The 12009-nt window shown below is 38.7% G+C and carries 16 protein-coding genes and 2 other annotated features; of the genes, 2 read left to right on the top strand and 14 right to left on the bottom strand.

Going from position 1 to position 12009, the window contains the following annotated elements:
* The first annotated feature begins 17 nt into the window (after window positions 1-17).
* Window positions 18-227, top strand: a complete 210-nt coding sequence (gene sspI, locus HMPREF1210_RS00995; RefSeq protein ID WP_016426722.1) for a small acid-soluble spore protein SspI — start codon at window positions 18-20, stop codon at window positions 225-227.
* A gap of 34 nt (window positions 228-261) precedes the next feature.
* Here sspI and HMPREF1210_RS00990 read toward each other — a convergent pair whose 3' ends face one another.
* The 8 genes from HMPREF1210_RS00990 to HMPREF1210_RS00955 form a co-directional block, all read right to left on the bottom strand.
* Window positions 262-708 carry a small multi-drug export protein gene (locus HMPREF1210_RS00990; protein ID WP_016426721.1) on the bottom strand — a complete coding sequence of 149 codons (447 nt, stop codon included), beginning with the start codon at window positions 706-708 and terminating at the stop codon, window positions 262-264.
* Window positions 708-1208 (bottom strand): hypothetical protein, encoded by a 501-nt coding sequence (locus HMPREF1210_RS00985; protein WP_016426720.1) that lies wholly within the window; start codon window positions 1206-1208, stop codon window positions 708-710. The genes HMPREF1210_RS00990 and HMPREF1210_RS00985 overlap by 1 nt, the downstream gene beginning before the upstream one ends.
* On the bottom strand, window positions 1205-1414 hold the full coding sequence (locus HMPREF1210_RS00980) for a helix-turn-helix transcriptional regulator (protein WP_016426719.1): 210 nt from the start codon (window positions 1412-1414) through the stop codon (window positions 1205-1207). The genes HMPREF1210_RS00985 and HMPREF1210_RS00980 overlap by 4 nt, the downstream gene beginning before the upstream one ends.
* A 137-nt stretch (window positions 1415-1551) precedes the next feature.
* On the bottom strand, window positions 1552-2517 hold the full coding sequence (gene argF, locus HMPREF1210_RS00975) for an ornithine carbamoyltransferase (RefSeq protein ID WP_016426718.1): 966 nt from the start codon (window positions 2515-2517) through the stop codon (window positions 1552-1554).
* Window positions 2518-2660: 143 nt separating this feature from the next.
* Window positions 2661-3341 carry a hypothetical protein gene (locus HMPREF1210_RS17225; protein WP_016426717.1) on the bottom strand — a complete coding sequence of 227 codons (681 nt, stop codon included), beginning with the start codon at window positions 3339-3341 and terminating at the stop codon, window positions 2661-2663.
* A 345-nt stretch (window positions 3342-3686) separates the two neighbouring features.
* Window positions 3687-4337 (bottom strand): hypothetical protein, encoded by a 651-nt coding sequence (locus HMPREF1210_RS17220; RefSeq protein ID WP_016426716.1) that lies wholly within the window; start codon window positions 4335-4337, stop codon window positions 3687-3689.
* 305 nt (window positions 4338-4642) lie between these two features.
* The gene (locus HMPREF1210_RS00960; protein ID WP_016426715.1) at window positions 4643-5731 is read right to left on the bottom strand and encodes a M42 family metallopeptidase; all 1089 of its coding nucleotides are present in this window, start codon (window positions 5729-5731) and stop codon (window positions 4643-4645) included.
* A gap of 71 nt (window positions 5732-5802) precedes the next feature.
* Window positions 5803-6288: a dUTP diphosphatase gene (locus tag HMPREF1210_RS00955; RefSeq protein WP_016426714.1), complete on the bottom strand. Its 486-nt coding sequence runs from the start codon at window positions 6286-6288 to the stop codon at window positions 5803-5805.
* 99 nt (window positions 6289-6387) lie between these two features.
* Here HMPREF1210_RS00955 and HMPREF1210_RS00950 point away from each other — a divergent pair, with 99 nt between their 5' ends.
* Window positions 6388-6774: a hypothetical protein gene (locus tag HMPREF1210_RS00950; protein ID WP_016426713.1), complete on the top strand. Its 387-nt coding sequence runs from the start codon at window positions 6388-6390 to the stop codon at window positions 6772-6774.
* A 206-nt stretch (window positions 6775-6980) separates the two neighbouring features.
* Here the strand turns inward: HMPREF1210_RS00950 and HMPREF1210_RS00945 are convergent, their stop codons facing one another.
* The 6 genes from HMPREF1210_RS00945 to HMPREF1210_RS00920 form a co-directional block, all read right to left on the bottom strand.
* Complete coding sequence (locus HMPREF1210_RS00945; protein ID WP_016426712.1) at window positions 6981-7262, bottom strand: DUF1294 domain-containing protein; 282 nt, start codon at window positions 7260-7262, stop codon at window positions 6981-6983.
* A gap of 266 nt (window positions 7263-7528) precedes the next feature.
* Window positions 7529-7888 carry a 50S ribosomal protein L20 gene (gene rplT / locus HMPREF1210_RS00940; protein WP_016426710.1) on the bottom strand — a complete coding sequence of 120 codons (360 nt, stop codon included), beginning with the start codon at window positions 7886-7888 and terminating at the stop codon, window positions 7529-7531.
* A 51-nt stretch (window positions 7889-7939) separates the two neighbouring features.
* Window positions 7940-8140, bottom strand: coding sequence for a 50S ribosomal protein L35 (rpmI, locus tag HMPREF1210_RS00935; protein ID WP_016426709.1), 201 nt, complete (start codon window positions 8138-8140; stop codon window positions 7940-7942).
* Between the two features lie 30 nt (window positions 8141-8170).
* Window positions 8171-8677, bottom strand: a complete 507-nt coding sequence (gene infC / locus HMPREF1210_RS00930; RefSeq protein ID WP_016426708.1) for a translation initiation factor IF-3 — start codon at window positions 8675-8677, stop codon at window positions 8171-8173.
* A 102-nt stretch (window positions 8678-8779) separates the two neighbouring features.
* Window positions 8780-8931: a sequence feature (ribosomal protein L20 leader region), on the bottom strand.
* A 61-nt stretch (window positions 8932-8992) separates the two neighbouring features.
* Window positions 8993-10915 carry a threonine--tRNA ligase gene (gene thrS, locus HMPREF1210_RS00925; RefSeq protein ID WP_016426707.1) on the bottom strand — a complete coding sequence of 641 codons (1923 nt, stop codon included), beginning with the start codon at window positions 10913-10915 and terminating at the stop codon, window positions 8993-8995.
* A 57-nt stretch (window positions 10916-10972) separates the two neighbouring features.
* Window positions 10973-11205: a binding site (T-box leader), on the bottom strand.
* A 59-nt stretch (window positions 11206-11264) separates the two neighbouring features.
* Window positions 11265-12008, bottom strand: coding sequence for an ABC transporter ATP-binding protein (locus HMPREF1210_RS00920; RefSeq protein WP_016426706.1), 744 nt, complete (start codon window positions 12006-12008; stop codon window positions 11265-11267).
* Window position 12009 lies beyond the last annotated feature (1 nt).

Below are 12009 nucleotides of genomic sequence, written 5' to 3'. Positions count from 1 at the left end.
TGTGAGGAGGAGAGATTATGAACTTTCAAATTCGAGATGCAATCACAGCCAACATGGTTGGCAATAGTGCTACAGAAATTCGTGAAGTAGTTGAAGATGCCATCAAACGGGGTGAAGAACATTTACTCCCTGGACTTGGTGTGTTTTTTGAAAAATGGTGGAAAACAGCTGGTGAACCTGAAAAAGAATCAGTATTAAGACACTTGGAACAATCTTTCCAAGGATAAGTAAAGTCTCCGTATTGCACGGAGACTTTTTCATTTATATTTCCCGGACAAAGAAATCAAAGCCGAGTGCTGTTAATATTCCGAATATCAATGCCCACAAAGCAATGCTGATAGCAGACCATATGGTCGTCTGTTTTTTGCTCCCCCCCAATGTCATCGCGATAAATGCAGCAATGTGGGTCCCAATCAGTATGGGTCCAAGCAACAACATTCCAGGTAGCCCATATTTATTCCAAATCCTTTTTGCACGTTCACTGCGCTTGGATTCTTTCTGTACTTTCCCCTCGCGTCTTTTCGCTAACCATATTTTAAATTTATTGTATCCGATGATTAATGCCAAGACCGTTACCATATTTCCGATAAAGCCAATGACGACTACCCAAAAAGGATTTAGTCCCGTTATGATACCTAGTGGAATTACCACGGCCATTTCAAGCCATGGAATGGCCGCCCCTAAAAACACTAAAAAATATTCCCACATTATTCTTCCCCATCCGAAAAATGTTTTCGTACTTCAATGTAATAAATTAAATATTGCATCCACGCCAAGATCAATATACCGAAAATCATCCAGAATCTAGATAATTCAAATACTAGGAAAATCGTTGCCATAAGCGGCAGTGCCCACACAAAGAATGTATAAACTTTTTGTGCAGCTCTTCTCGTAATGTACATCATGCCTTCATCTTGCTCCAAGTATTCCAATGGTCGAATCTGCCACAGTGATAGTTTTTGAGATGGATTTTGCTTGTTATGTTTAGAGATTTTCATCGAAAAAATTGTGATCATCAAAACTGTAATAAAAAGAGCACCCAACAATAAAAATGATTCCAATGCATCGAGCTCTACGGAAAAACTGAATTCTTCAGATGTTTTGTATAGCTCTGTGGAGGCACCTGTTAAACTAAATGCTATAAAACCAAACAATACAATAAACGCCATTTGCCATAAAGGATACTGCACGCGTAAATCTTTTTTCATAATGGTTTATCCCCTTCTAACCAAAATAATTGGTCTACACTTATTTCAAACTCTCGTGACAGTTTTAATGCCAATGTTATCGATGGTGAAAAATCTCCTTTTTCGATAAATCCAATGGTTTGTCGTGTAACACCCACCCTTTCACCCAGTTCACCTTGCGAAAAACCAAATCGGGCACGAAGCTCTTTGACTCGGTTATGGAGCATGCCTTCCACCTCTTCATGTTAAGTATTATATTCATAATGTAAACTATAGTTAACATTAAGTAAAGTATCATTAACAAATTTAATGTAATTTTTTCCATAAAAAAGCTCCTGAAAAATTAATCAGGAGCTTTTCTACTTTATGACAGAAACGATGCTAATATGGCTTTTTGAGCATGGAGTCGATTTTCTGCTTGTTCAAATACAGCTGAATGCGGACCATCGATGATAGATGTTGCGACTTCTTCCTCACGATGCGCGGGCAAGCAGTGCAAGAATAAATAATCCGTTTTAGCGTGTTTCACGAGATCTTCATTAATTTGATACTCTTTGAAAGCATCAAGTCGCGCGGCTGTCTCTTCTTCTTGCCCCATACTGGTCCAGACATCTGTATAAATGACATCCGCACCTGATACAGATTCAATTGGATTGTTAGTCGCCAGGATGCTTGAACCATTTGAAGCGGCTAGTTTTTGAGCCTTGTTAAGAATCGTGGAATCAATTTCAAAACCTTTAGGAGTTGCAATGGATACATCAATTCCTAAATGAGCACACGCAATAACGAGAGAATGTGCTACATTATTCCCGTCCCCCACGTAAGCAAGTTTTAAACCTGCTAAATAGCCTTTCACTTCATGAATCGTCAGGACATCGGCTAAAGCCTGGCAGGGATGGAATAGATCTGTTAAGCCATTGATGACAGGAATACTCGCAGCTTCAGCTAATTCTTCGACCATTTTATGTGAATGGGCACGAATCATAATGCCGTCCATGTAACCCGATAATACTTTTCCAGTATCTGAAATAGGCTCCCCACGTCCGATTTGCAAGTCTCTTGCATGCATATACATTGCATGACCACCTAATTGATTGATTCCAACTTCAAATGAAATACGCGTTCTGGTTGAGTGTTTTTCAAATATGAGCCCTACCGTCTTTCCTGCCAGTAGTGGAGGGTGCACGTTGTTTTTAGCCAACTTCTTCAGATTGGTTGCTAGTTCCAACAATTGTTTTACTTCCATTGAAGTATAGTCGAGCCATGTTAACAAGTCTTTATTTTTCACACTTTCTACTACTTCAAGATTTACGAATTCAAGTAATTTCATAAATATTCACTCCTCTTTATAATTATGTATAGTCATTATATATTTGAATATTTATAATTACAAGTGAATATTTATTAATTAATTCAAAAAAAGTGCCTTATTTTCATAAGACACTTTAACTTTCTTTACACCGATACTGCGAACTAGTTAATTCTTAGAGCAGCCAATGTGTTTTGTCCGAATAAAAATACATCTCTGTTATTATTCAGGCGTTGTACGAAAACTGTATAAGTTACATTTTTGTTTTCATTTGATTCGAATTCCACATGTGCAAATGGCACTTGAGTACGATCATCATGTCCAGGTTGATCAATTTCGAAAATTTGTCTGTAAATCGTACGTTCGCTACCTGACTCAGATGTTCTTACAATTGTTAACTTAATTACAGCAACATCATTACCATAAACATCTGTGTCATTGTCAAAACCAACAATTCCGCTAAACCATACTTTGTCATCTTCACAGATTTTTTTGAATGAAACCTGAAGTACTTGAATCGGTTCTTCGAAAATTTCATCGTCTAAAACTGATGTATCTGATTGGAATTCTACTTTGTCTGTTTTACCCGTGCATTTTTCACAGTCGTGTTTTTTCTTATCGTGATTGTCTTTCTTTTTGTGATCGTCTTTCTTATCGTGATCGTCTTTCTTATCGTGATCGTCTTTCTCGCATACTACTTTAATGTTAACGTCACCACACTTAGGACATTCCTTCTTATCCCAGTCGTGTTTATGGTCACACCATTCTACTTTCGTCTCTGCTTCACGACATTTGAAACAGTCACAGCCCTCTATTTTTTCCCACGTCTTTTTGTTATATCTCATATTTGATTGCACCTCCTTCCTTTTGGATCGATACTAGAGTCCATGTTTCGGTTTCTATCAATCCGTATTTGCCTTACATCTATAACATATTAAAAGAGAGAAAATTGCTCTAGGCAGATTGGAAAAATAATAGTTTTTTCTATCGTTTCTCATATCATATTTTTTGGACATAAAAAAACGTAGTCACTTGGACTACACTCCACTCTATTTATAGTATTCAAATAGTTCTAGTAATTTCATAAATATTCATACTTCGTTATAATTATAATTTAAATTTATTATTTAATAATAAAATAAAGTGTCTTATTTTCATAAGACACTTCAAATTTACATCCATTTCGTGAACTAGTTAATTCTTAGAGCAGCCAATGTGTTTTGTCCGAATAAAAATACATCTCTGTTTTCATTCAGGCGTTGTACGAAGACTGTATAAGTTACATTTTTGTTTTCATTTGATTCGAATTCCACATGTGCAAATGGCACTTGAGTAAGATCATCATGTCCAGGTTGATCGATTTCAAAAGTTTGTCTGTAAATCGTACGCTCACTTCCTGACGCAGTTGTTCTTACAATTGTTAATTTAATCACAGCAACATCATTACCACAAACATCTGTGTCATTATCAAAACCAACAATTCCACTCAACCAAACCTTGTCACCTTCACATATTTTGTTGAAAGAAACCTGAAGTACTTGAATCGGTTCTTCGAAAATTTCATCGTCTAAAAATGATTTGTCTGATTGGAACTCTACTTTGTCTGTTTTACCTGTGCATTTTTCACAGTCGTCTTTCTTTTTCTCATCGTGATCCTTTTTATCGTGATCTTCTTCTTTGCATACTACATGGATGTTAACATCACCACACTTAGCACATTTACATTCATTTTTTTTATCCCAATCGTGGTTTTTTTCACATTTTTCTTTGCTTTCTGCTTCACGACATTTGAAACAGTCACAGCCCTCTATTTTTACCCATGTCTTTTTGCTATATCCCATTATTAATTTCACCTCCTTCCGTTTGGATTGTTAGTAGACTCCGTTACGCGTTTCCACTCAATCCATTTTCCCTTACATCTATAACATATTAAGTGATAGAAAAATGCTCTAGGTAGATTGGAAAACAAAATATATTTTTTCAATAATTTCTCACTCCAAAATATATGGGACATAAATAAAAGCGTAGCCACTTGGACTACGCCTTCACCTTTCAATTAATGATTGATATGACAACAATCTATCATGCATAAAATACCAGGAATATCAAAAAAGCATCGCCTCAGCGATGCTTTCTGATTTCCTTATTAGTCGAAGATAATTTTGTTCACTGTGTCACGATCTAGTTTTTTGATTACCGCCACAATCAGTTTGACTGCATTTTCATAATCATCACGGTGTAAAATACCTGCATGAGAATGAATATAGCGAGTTGCGATCCCAATGGCCAATGAAGGAACACCGTTCGCTGTCAAATGAATCGCTCCGGCATCTGTTCCGCCTCCAGGAATAGATTCAAACTGATAAGGAATATTATTTTCTTCGGCAGTATCTACCACTAGATCGCGAAGTCCTTTGTGAGAAACCATTGAAGCATCAAACAATACCAATTGTGGACCTGCTCCCATTTTGCTTGTAGATTCTTTTGCTGTAATCCCTGGCGTATCACCAGCAATACCGACGTCAACTGCAAAACCAATATCCGGCTTGATTTTCGCGGCTGCTGTGCGTGCTCCACGTAATCCAACTTCTTCTTGGGCAGCTCCCACACCATATACAATGTTTGGATGTTTCTCATCTTTTAATGCCTTAAGGACATCAATTGCGATTGCACAACCAATACGGTTATCCCACGCTTTTGCCAGAAGCATTTTTTCATTGTTCATAACAGAGAATTCGAAATATGGTGTTACCATATCTCCTGGCAATACGCCCCACTCCATAGCTTCTTCTTTCGAAGAGGCACCGATATCAATAAACATGTCTTTGATATCAACCGGTTTATTGCGTGCTTCAGGTGATAAGATATGTGGTGGTTTCGATCCAATGACACCAGTAATAGATTCACCTTTACGCGTCACAATTGTTACACGTTGAGCAAGCATAACTTGTGACCACCAGCCACCAACGGTTTGGAACTTTAAGAAACCTTTATCATCAATTTGAGTGATCATGAATCCGACTTCATCCAAGTGACCGGCAACCATGATTTTCGGGCCTTCCGCGTCGCCTACTTTTTCTGCAATTAAGCTACCCAGATTATCTGAATCCATTCGGTCAGCAAATGGCTCGATGTATCTTCTCATAACATCTCGTGCTTCACGTTCATTCCCAGGTATGGCCTTTGCGTCTGTTAAATCTTTCAGCATTGTAAGTGTTTCATCAAGTTTCGTCATTATTTCGTCCTCCTAAATATGCTCTAACTATATTATTATAATGGAAACGTATTCAGTTTTCAAAATATTCTTTAATAACCAGAGCGTTGACGTTCGTAATTTTTTTCATTCTTGTCAATATATGCTTTTACGATTTGAAGATGTGTAAAACCTAGTGATGATCCAACGGCTCCATACCATTTCCACACATCTTCATATAGCGGTCTGGTTGGTTCATGGAGAAATTGTTGAATAGATGCATGGGTATTTAGAAATAAATGAGTCAGAGAACCTGCTTTTTCCTCAACTGGCCAACTATCTAAATCGTCCAATTGTTTTTCAATGCCGAGAGACAGTAAGAAATGAATGGAATCTACGTATTCTTCCAAAATCGTTTCCTTATCTGATGGCCCTTTTGCACTCCAAAATTTGAAGCAACGTGTTTCATTCGCCAATTCAGCGAGTTCAACTAATAACGCTAACCCTTTTTCAAGAAATACATCATGAGATATATTCTTCTCCGATTGAATATATCTGTCGAGAGCTTTTTGCATCGTAAATAACTGCTGTAATTCCATATCAAATACCTCCAGAAAAAAATTTGAACAATCTTGAAACCAAAGTATTTGTTCATCCGTATACCATAGTAACACGTCTGCCCAAAGGGAGGTTCCATTATGATCATCGTATTGATCCGATTTCTTATACTCGCACTTGTTGTCTATTTGTTTTACCGTGGAATTATTTACTTAATGGATCCCAAGCGAAAACTTGATGACGCTTACGAAAAGGGTGCTTACTATTTTTACGATGATGTGAAAAATGTGAGGAAAAATTTCTTCATTTCATTTAAAGGGGCACTGTTTGAGGGCGAAAAATATCTTGGCACTACTGGTGATGCATTCGAAGTTGTGTCCATATTTGTCTGGGTCAAAGATACAATGAAACTGCAAGGCTTTACACGGGACGATTTTTTATTCCTGGAAAAAGAAATCTTGATGAACTACCCAGAAGCGGATATCAGCTGGAAAAATCCAATCGAAAAATTGATGAAAAACCAATAAGAAGAAACCCGACACGAAAAATTAGTGTCGGGTTTTTTGATTTAGTTATTGGATTATGAGATTTTTGAAGGTATTCGCGTAATATGAGGTCCTATTCTCGCTTGTAAAGTTCCTATTCGCGCTTTTCACTGCTCTATTCGCGTTCACAACGAATCTATGCGTGGACTGAGGACTCTATTCGCGAATCATCCAATATCTGCTTTTTTTCATGACCACTCTTTCAACAATGGAGCAGCCCAGATGATTAAAGCTACCTGTAGAATCGCCAGTAATGTAAAGCCAATTCGGAAGGACATATGTTTTGTCTTATGGCGATAGAGAATCATTCCTAGGTACGCTCCTACGCCACCGCCAAGTATCGCAAGGTTCCATAGAGTGCGTTCTGGCACTCTGCGTTTATGCGCTTTTGCTGCTGTTTTATCATGACCCATAGTAAAAAACGAAACGATGGACATGACAATGAAAAACCCGATAAGTATGAGATGCATACTAAAATTCCCCCTAATAGATTGACGTGATTAGTCTCAACAAGTAGTTGCCTCTGAGGACACTTTGAACGATAAACGCTTCAGTTTGAGCGATAAATTCATATTTTGATCGACAAATACCTTAGTTTGAGCGATAAATCTCTCAGTTTGAACGATAAATTTTTCACAATCTATTCCCATTATCTTCAGAACCTCAAAATTACTATGTATGAATTAGTATAAAAAAAGACTGATGGAAAATCCATCAGCCTTTTGAATAAGTAAAATTACTTGTTCATTGATTTTTTAGCAGCTTCTGCTAATTGTGTGAATGCTGCTGCGTCTGTAACAGCTAGGTCAGCTAACATTTTACGGTTAACTTCAATACCAGCTAATTTCAAACCGTGCATTAAACGGCTGTAAGAAAGACCATTCATGCGAGCTGCTGCATTGATACGTGTGATCCATAATTTACGGAAGTCACGTTTTTTGTTACGACGGTCACGGTAAGCATAGTTACCTGATTTCATAACTGCTTGGTTTGCTACTTTATATAGTAATTTTTTAGCACCATAATAACCTTTTGCTAATTTTATAACTTTTTTACGACGCTGGCGCGTCACTGTTCCGCCTTTTACGCGTGGCATAATACATTACCTCCTGCTTTTATTTCGAATGTTTAAGTTTCGAGTATTAACTTACTTCATGTAAGCGATAAGTGATTTGATGCGTTTGTAGTCACCAGAAGAAACTAGTCCACCTTTACGTAACTTACGTTTAGCTTTAGTAGACTTATTTGCGAATAAGTGACTGCGGTATGCAGATGCACGTCTTATTTTTCCAGAACCAGTCTTTTTAAAACGCTTAGCCGCGCCGCGGTGAGTTTTCATTTTTGGCATGTCGAATTCCTCCTAAACTGTTCGTCAATCTTACTTTTTCTCGTTCTTCGGTTGAAGAACCAAGAACATGCTACGGCCTTCCATCTTCGGTTTTTGTTCAACCGTCGATACTTCAGCACAAGCTTCTGCAAAACGATCTAACACGCGTTGACCAATCTCTTTGTGCGTAATTGCACGGCCTTTAAAACGGATAGAAGCTTTGACTTTGTCTCCTTTTTCAAGGAACTTGATTGCATTTCGTAATTTCGTTTGGAAATCATGTTCATCGATTGTTGGGCTCAAACGAACCTCTTTCAATACGATAATCTTTTGATTTTTACGAGTCTCACGATCTTTCTTTTGCTGCTCAAATTTGAATTTACCATAGTCCATGATACGAGCGACTGGTGGCTTGGCTTGAGGGGCCACAAGGACAAGATCCAAATTAACACGAGCGGCAATTTCTAACGCTTCAAAACGCGTTTTAACTCCTAATTGATCACCATTTTGATCGATAATACGAAGTTCACGAGCGCGAATGCCATCGTTTACATACATGTCTTTGCTAATAGTAATCCACCTCCAGGTAGTGTCGCGAATACATGGTTTGGGCATATCGTTTATCGAAATGCTCAATAAATCGGTTACGCCGTTCCGGACCAATAAAAAAACGAGCGGACATTTACATAAGTAGATGTCCGCCCGCCGATATATGCAAGTACAACGCTGTACGTTACGTTCAATCGTGTGCCGACCTGTCAACTACATCTAGTGTCAATCAGGTGAGAAGCGGGCAGCCTCTTCTTATACCACAAACTTTGTATTCATTAACCTTAATAACAATACCATAGACAAAAATCGTTGTCAACAGCTTTAGTTAATTTCTTGTTGAATGCGTGAAAGGAACTCGTCAAATGGAATGCTTTCCGAATTCTGCTCACCGTACTTGCGCACATTCACGAAGCCGCTTTCCAGCTCCTTGTCACCTAGGACTAGCATGTATGGAATCTTCTGCATCTGTGCTTCACGAATCTTGTAGCCAAGTTTTTCATCGCGTTCGTCCATCTCAACTCGCAAGCCTGCTGCCTGGAGTTTTTCGATAACGCCTTTTGCATAATCGAAGTGGACCTCATTAGAAACCGGGATGACTTGAACTTGAACCGGTGCCAGCCAAGTCGGGAATGCACCTTTATACTCCTCGATAAGGAAAGCAACGAAACGTTCCATAGTTGATACTACTCCACGGTGGATGACAACCGGGCGATGTTGTTTGCCGTCTTCACCGATATAGGATAGATCAAATTTCTCAGGCAATAAGAAGTCAAGTTGAACAGTGGATAACGTTTCCTCTTTACCTATTGCAGTTTTGACCATTACATCCAATTTAGGGCCATAGAACGCCGCTTCGCCATCAGCTTCGTAGTAGTCCAAGTTTAACTCATCCATTGCTTCTTTCAGCATGCTTTGTGCTTTGTTCCACATATCATCGTCATCATAGTACTTTTCTTTATCTTCTGGATCACGGTAAGACAAACGGTATGAGTAATCATTAATATCAAAATCTTTGTAAACACCAATAATCAATTGAACGACACGCTTGAACTCATCTTTGATTTGATCTGGGCGGACGAAGATATGCGCATCATTCAATGTCATTCCTCGTACACGCTGAAGACCACTCAAAGCACCTGACATTTCATAACGATGCATTGTACCAAGCTCAGCAATGCGCATAGGCAGGTTACGGTATGAATGAATGCCATTTTTGAAAATCATCATATGATGAGGGCAGTTCATCGGACGCAATACTAGATCTTCATTGTCCATACTCATTACCGGGAACATATCGTCTTGATAATGATCCCAGTGTCCGCTTGTTTTGTACAGTTCCACACTGCCCATTACTGGCGTGTAGACATGATCGTAACCAAGCTTCACTTCTTTATCGACAATATAGCGTTCGATGATGCGGCGGATTGTTGCACCTTTAGGTAACCACATCGGCAGTCCTTGACCTACTTTTTGTGAGTTCATGAATAAATTAAGTTCTTTCCCGATTTTACGGTGGTCACGCTCTCTCGCTTCTTCAAGCATTTTCAGATGTGCAGCCAATTCTTCTTTTGTGAAGAAAGCTGTTCCGTAGATGCGTTGCAACATTTTATTGTCGCTGTTACCTCTCCAATATGCACCTGCAATACTTAGTAATTTAAATTCTTTTAACTTACCAGTAGACGGAACGTGTACCCCACGGCATAAGTCGAAAAATTCACCTTGTTCGTAAATGGATACTTGATCATCTTCAGCAATTGCTTCCAACAACTCAATTTTATATTCATCCTCTTTAAACTTGTCAAATGCTTCTGCACGAGACACGTTGTGACGTACAATTTCAAGATTTTCATTGATGATTTTCTTCATTTCTTTTTCAATAGCCGTCAAATCTTCTGCAGTAATTGGTTGTGGTGAATCGATATCGTAATAGAATCCATTTTCAATTACTGGGCCTACGCCTAATTTCACATCTTTGAAAAGACGCTTTACTGCTTGAGCCAATAAGTGAGCTGTACTATGACGCAACACTTCCAGCGCTTCATCTGAGCCTGCAGTAACAATGGCAATTGCACCATCTTGCTCAAGTGGCGCTTTCAAGTCTACAAGTTGGTTATCCAGTTGACCAGCCAACGCTTTTTTACGAAGGCCGGGACTGATTGATGCTGCAACATCTTCGGTTGTCGTGCCTTTTGGGAACTCCTTTATCGCGCCGTCTGGAAATTTCAGTTGAATTGTTTCTGACATTTACCCCACTCCTTCGTTTTTATTATTAAAATTGAACACAAAAAAACCCCGTCCTATGAAAGGGACGAGGTTTGAGTTCGTGGTTCCACCCTTCTTCCTTCTCTTCAGTCCAGGACTAAAAAGATGAAGCTTTGAGCCGGCTAACGGGCCGTTACCGTCAACAGTTACTAAGATTTCACTGTTGCTGCTCCGAGGTGGTAAATTGAGTGTCGTACTTAAGAAGCTTTCAGCCAGGGCTTCTCTCTCTAAAAAGTCGTACAGACAAGTATTGTCCTCTTCTTGGCATTTCTTTATTCTTATGTTGACATTTTACTCTTGCATGAAATCAAATGCAACTGAAAATTTAAAATTATACACTCATTAATTCTCGGGCTTCTTGTTCCGGTACGAATTGTGGCGTTGGATGGGGATGAATCCCAAGCAAATCACAAGGGCGACCGATTAAATCAATGCAACCATCTTTCAGCTTAACGATACGATCCGCTAATGCATGGGCATCATTTTCGTCATGTGTGACGAAGATGGACGTAATATTTGCTTTTTTAATAATTTCACGTAAGTCTTTACGAATTTTCACTTGCAGTTCTGCATCTAAATTACTGAAAGGCTCATCCAATAAAATCAAGTGTGGGTTTGGCGCAATAGCCCTTGCAATCGCCACACGTTGTTGTTGACCTCCACTAAGTTGATGCGGATAACGTTTCTCATAATCCTGAAGTTCAACTAATTCAAGAACTTCCGCGAGGCGTTTTTTCTTTTCAGCTTTTTTCATTTTAAATAAACCGAATATGATATTCTCTCCAACCGTCATATGGGGAAACAGCGCATAATCCTGAAACACCATTCCTATGCCTCGCTTCTCAGGTTGCAGAAATGTTTTGTTATCGAAAATCACTTCATCCTGAATCGTCAATGTACCTTGAGTTGGCTTTTCAAGTCCAGCTAGGAGACGCAGTATCGTGCTTTTTCCACTGCCGCTTCGACCTAATATTGAGATGACTTCCCCTTTTTCAATATTCATTGAAAACTGGTCTAGTGCAGAGCGATTTGTATTTGGATATTTGAAACAAACATTTTGAATGGAAATAAACATG

The sequence above is a fragment of the Paenisporosarcina sp. HGH0030 genome, assembly GCF_000411295.1.
In the GTDB taxonomy this organism is placed as follows: Bacteria; Bacillota; Bacilli; order Bacillales_A; family Planococcaceae; genus Paenisporosarcina.
This window is presented reverse-complemented; position numbering and strand designations above follow the sequence as displayed.

What these genes read in the sequence shown, in the direction of transcription:
- HMPREF1210_RS00920 (WP_016426706.1), bottom strand. Translation starts at nt 12,008, where the DNA reads ATGTTTATTTCCATTCAAAATGTTTGTTTCAAATATCCAAATACAAAT.
- HMPREF1210_RS17220 (WP_016426716.1), bottom strand. Translation starts at nt 4,337, where the DNA reads ATGGGATATAGCAAAAAGACATGGGTAAAAATAGAGGGCTGTGACTGT.
- thrS (WP_016426707.1), bottom strand. Translation starts at nt 10,915, where the DNA reads ATGTCAGAAACAATTCAACTGAAATTTCCAGACGGCGCGATAAAGGAG.
- rpmI (WP_016426709.1), bottom strand. Translation starts at nt 8,140, where the DNA reads ATGCCAAAAATGAAAACTCACCGCGGCGCGGCTAAGCGTTTTAAAAAG.
- HMPREF1210_RS00950 (WP_016426713.1), top strand. Translation starts at nt 6,388, where the DNA reads ATGATCATCGTATTGATCCGATTTCTTATACTCGCACTTGTTGTCTAT.
- HMPREF1210_RS00945 (WP_016426712.1), bottom strand. Translation starts at nt 7,262, where the DNA reads ATGCATCTCATACTTATCGGGTTTTTCATTGTCATGTCCATCGTTTCG.
- HMPREF1210_RS00980 (WP_016426719.1), bottom strand. Translation starts at nt 1,414, where the DNA reads ATGCTCCATAACCGAGTCAAAGAGCTTCGTGCCCGATTTGGTTTTTCG.
- HMPREF1210_RS17225 (WP_016426717.1), bottom strand. Translation starts at nt 3,341, where the DNA reads ATGAGATATAACAAAAAGACGTGGGAAAAAATAGAGGGCTGTGACTGT.
- HMPREF1210_RS00955 (WP_016426714.1), bottom strand. Translation starts at nt 6,288, where the DNA reads ATGGAATTACAGCAGTTATTTACGATGCAAAAAGCTCTCGACAGATAT.
- rplT (WP_016426710.1), bottom strand. Translation starts at nt 7,888, where the DNA reads ATGCCACGCGTAAAAGGCGGAACAGTGACGCGCCAGCGTCGTAAAAAA.
- HMPREF1210_RS00990 (WP_016426721.1), bottom strand. Translation starts at nt 708, where the DNA reads ATGTGGGAATATTTTTTAGTGTTTTTAGGGGCGGCCATTCCATGGCTT.
- HMPREF1210_RS00960 (WP_016426715.1), bottom strand. Translation starts at nt 5,731, where the DNA reads ATGACGAAACTTGATGAAACACTTACAATGCTGAAAGATTTAACAGAC.
- infC (WP_016426708.1), bottom strand. Translation starts at nt 8,677, where the DNA reads ATGTATGTAAACGATGGCATTCGCGCTCGTGAACTTCGTATTATCGAT.
- argF (WP_016426718.1), bottom strand. Translation starts at nt 2,517, where the DNA reads ATGAAATTACTTGAATTCGTAAATCTTGAAGTAGTAGAAAGTGTGAAA.
- HMPREF1210_RS00985 (WP_016426720.1), bottom strand. Translation starts at nt 1,208, where the DNA reads ATGAAAAAAGATTTACGCGTGCAGTATCCTTTATGGCAAATGGCGTTT.
- sspI (WP_016426722.1), top strand. Translation starts at nt 18, where the DNA reads ATGAACTTTCAAATTCGAGATGCAATCACAGCCAACATGGTTGGCAAT.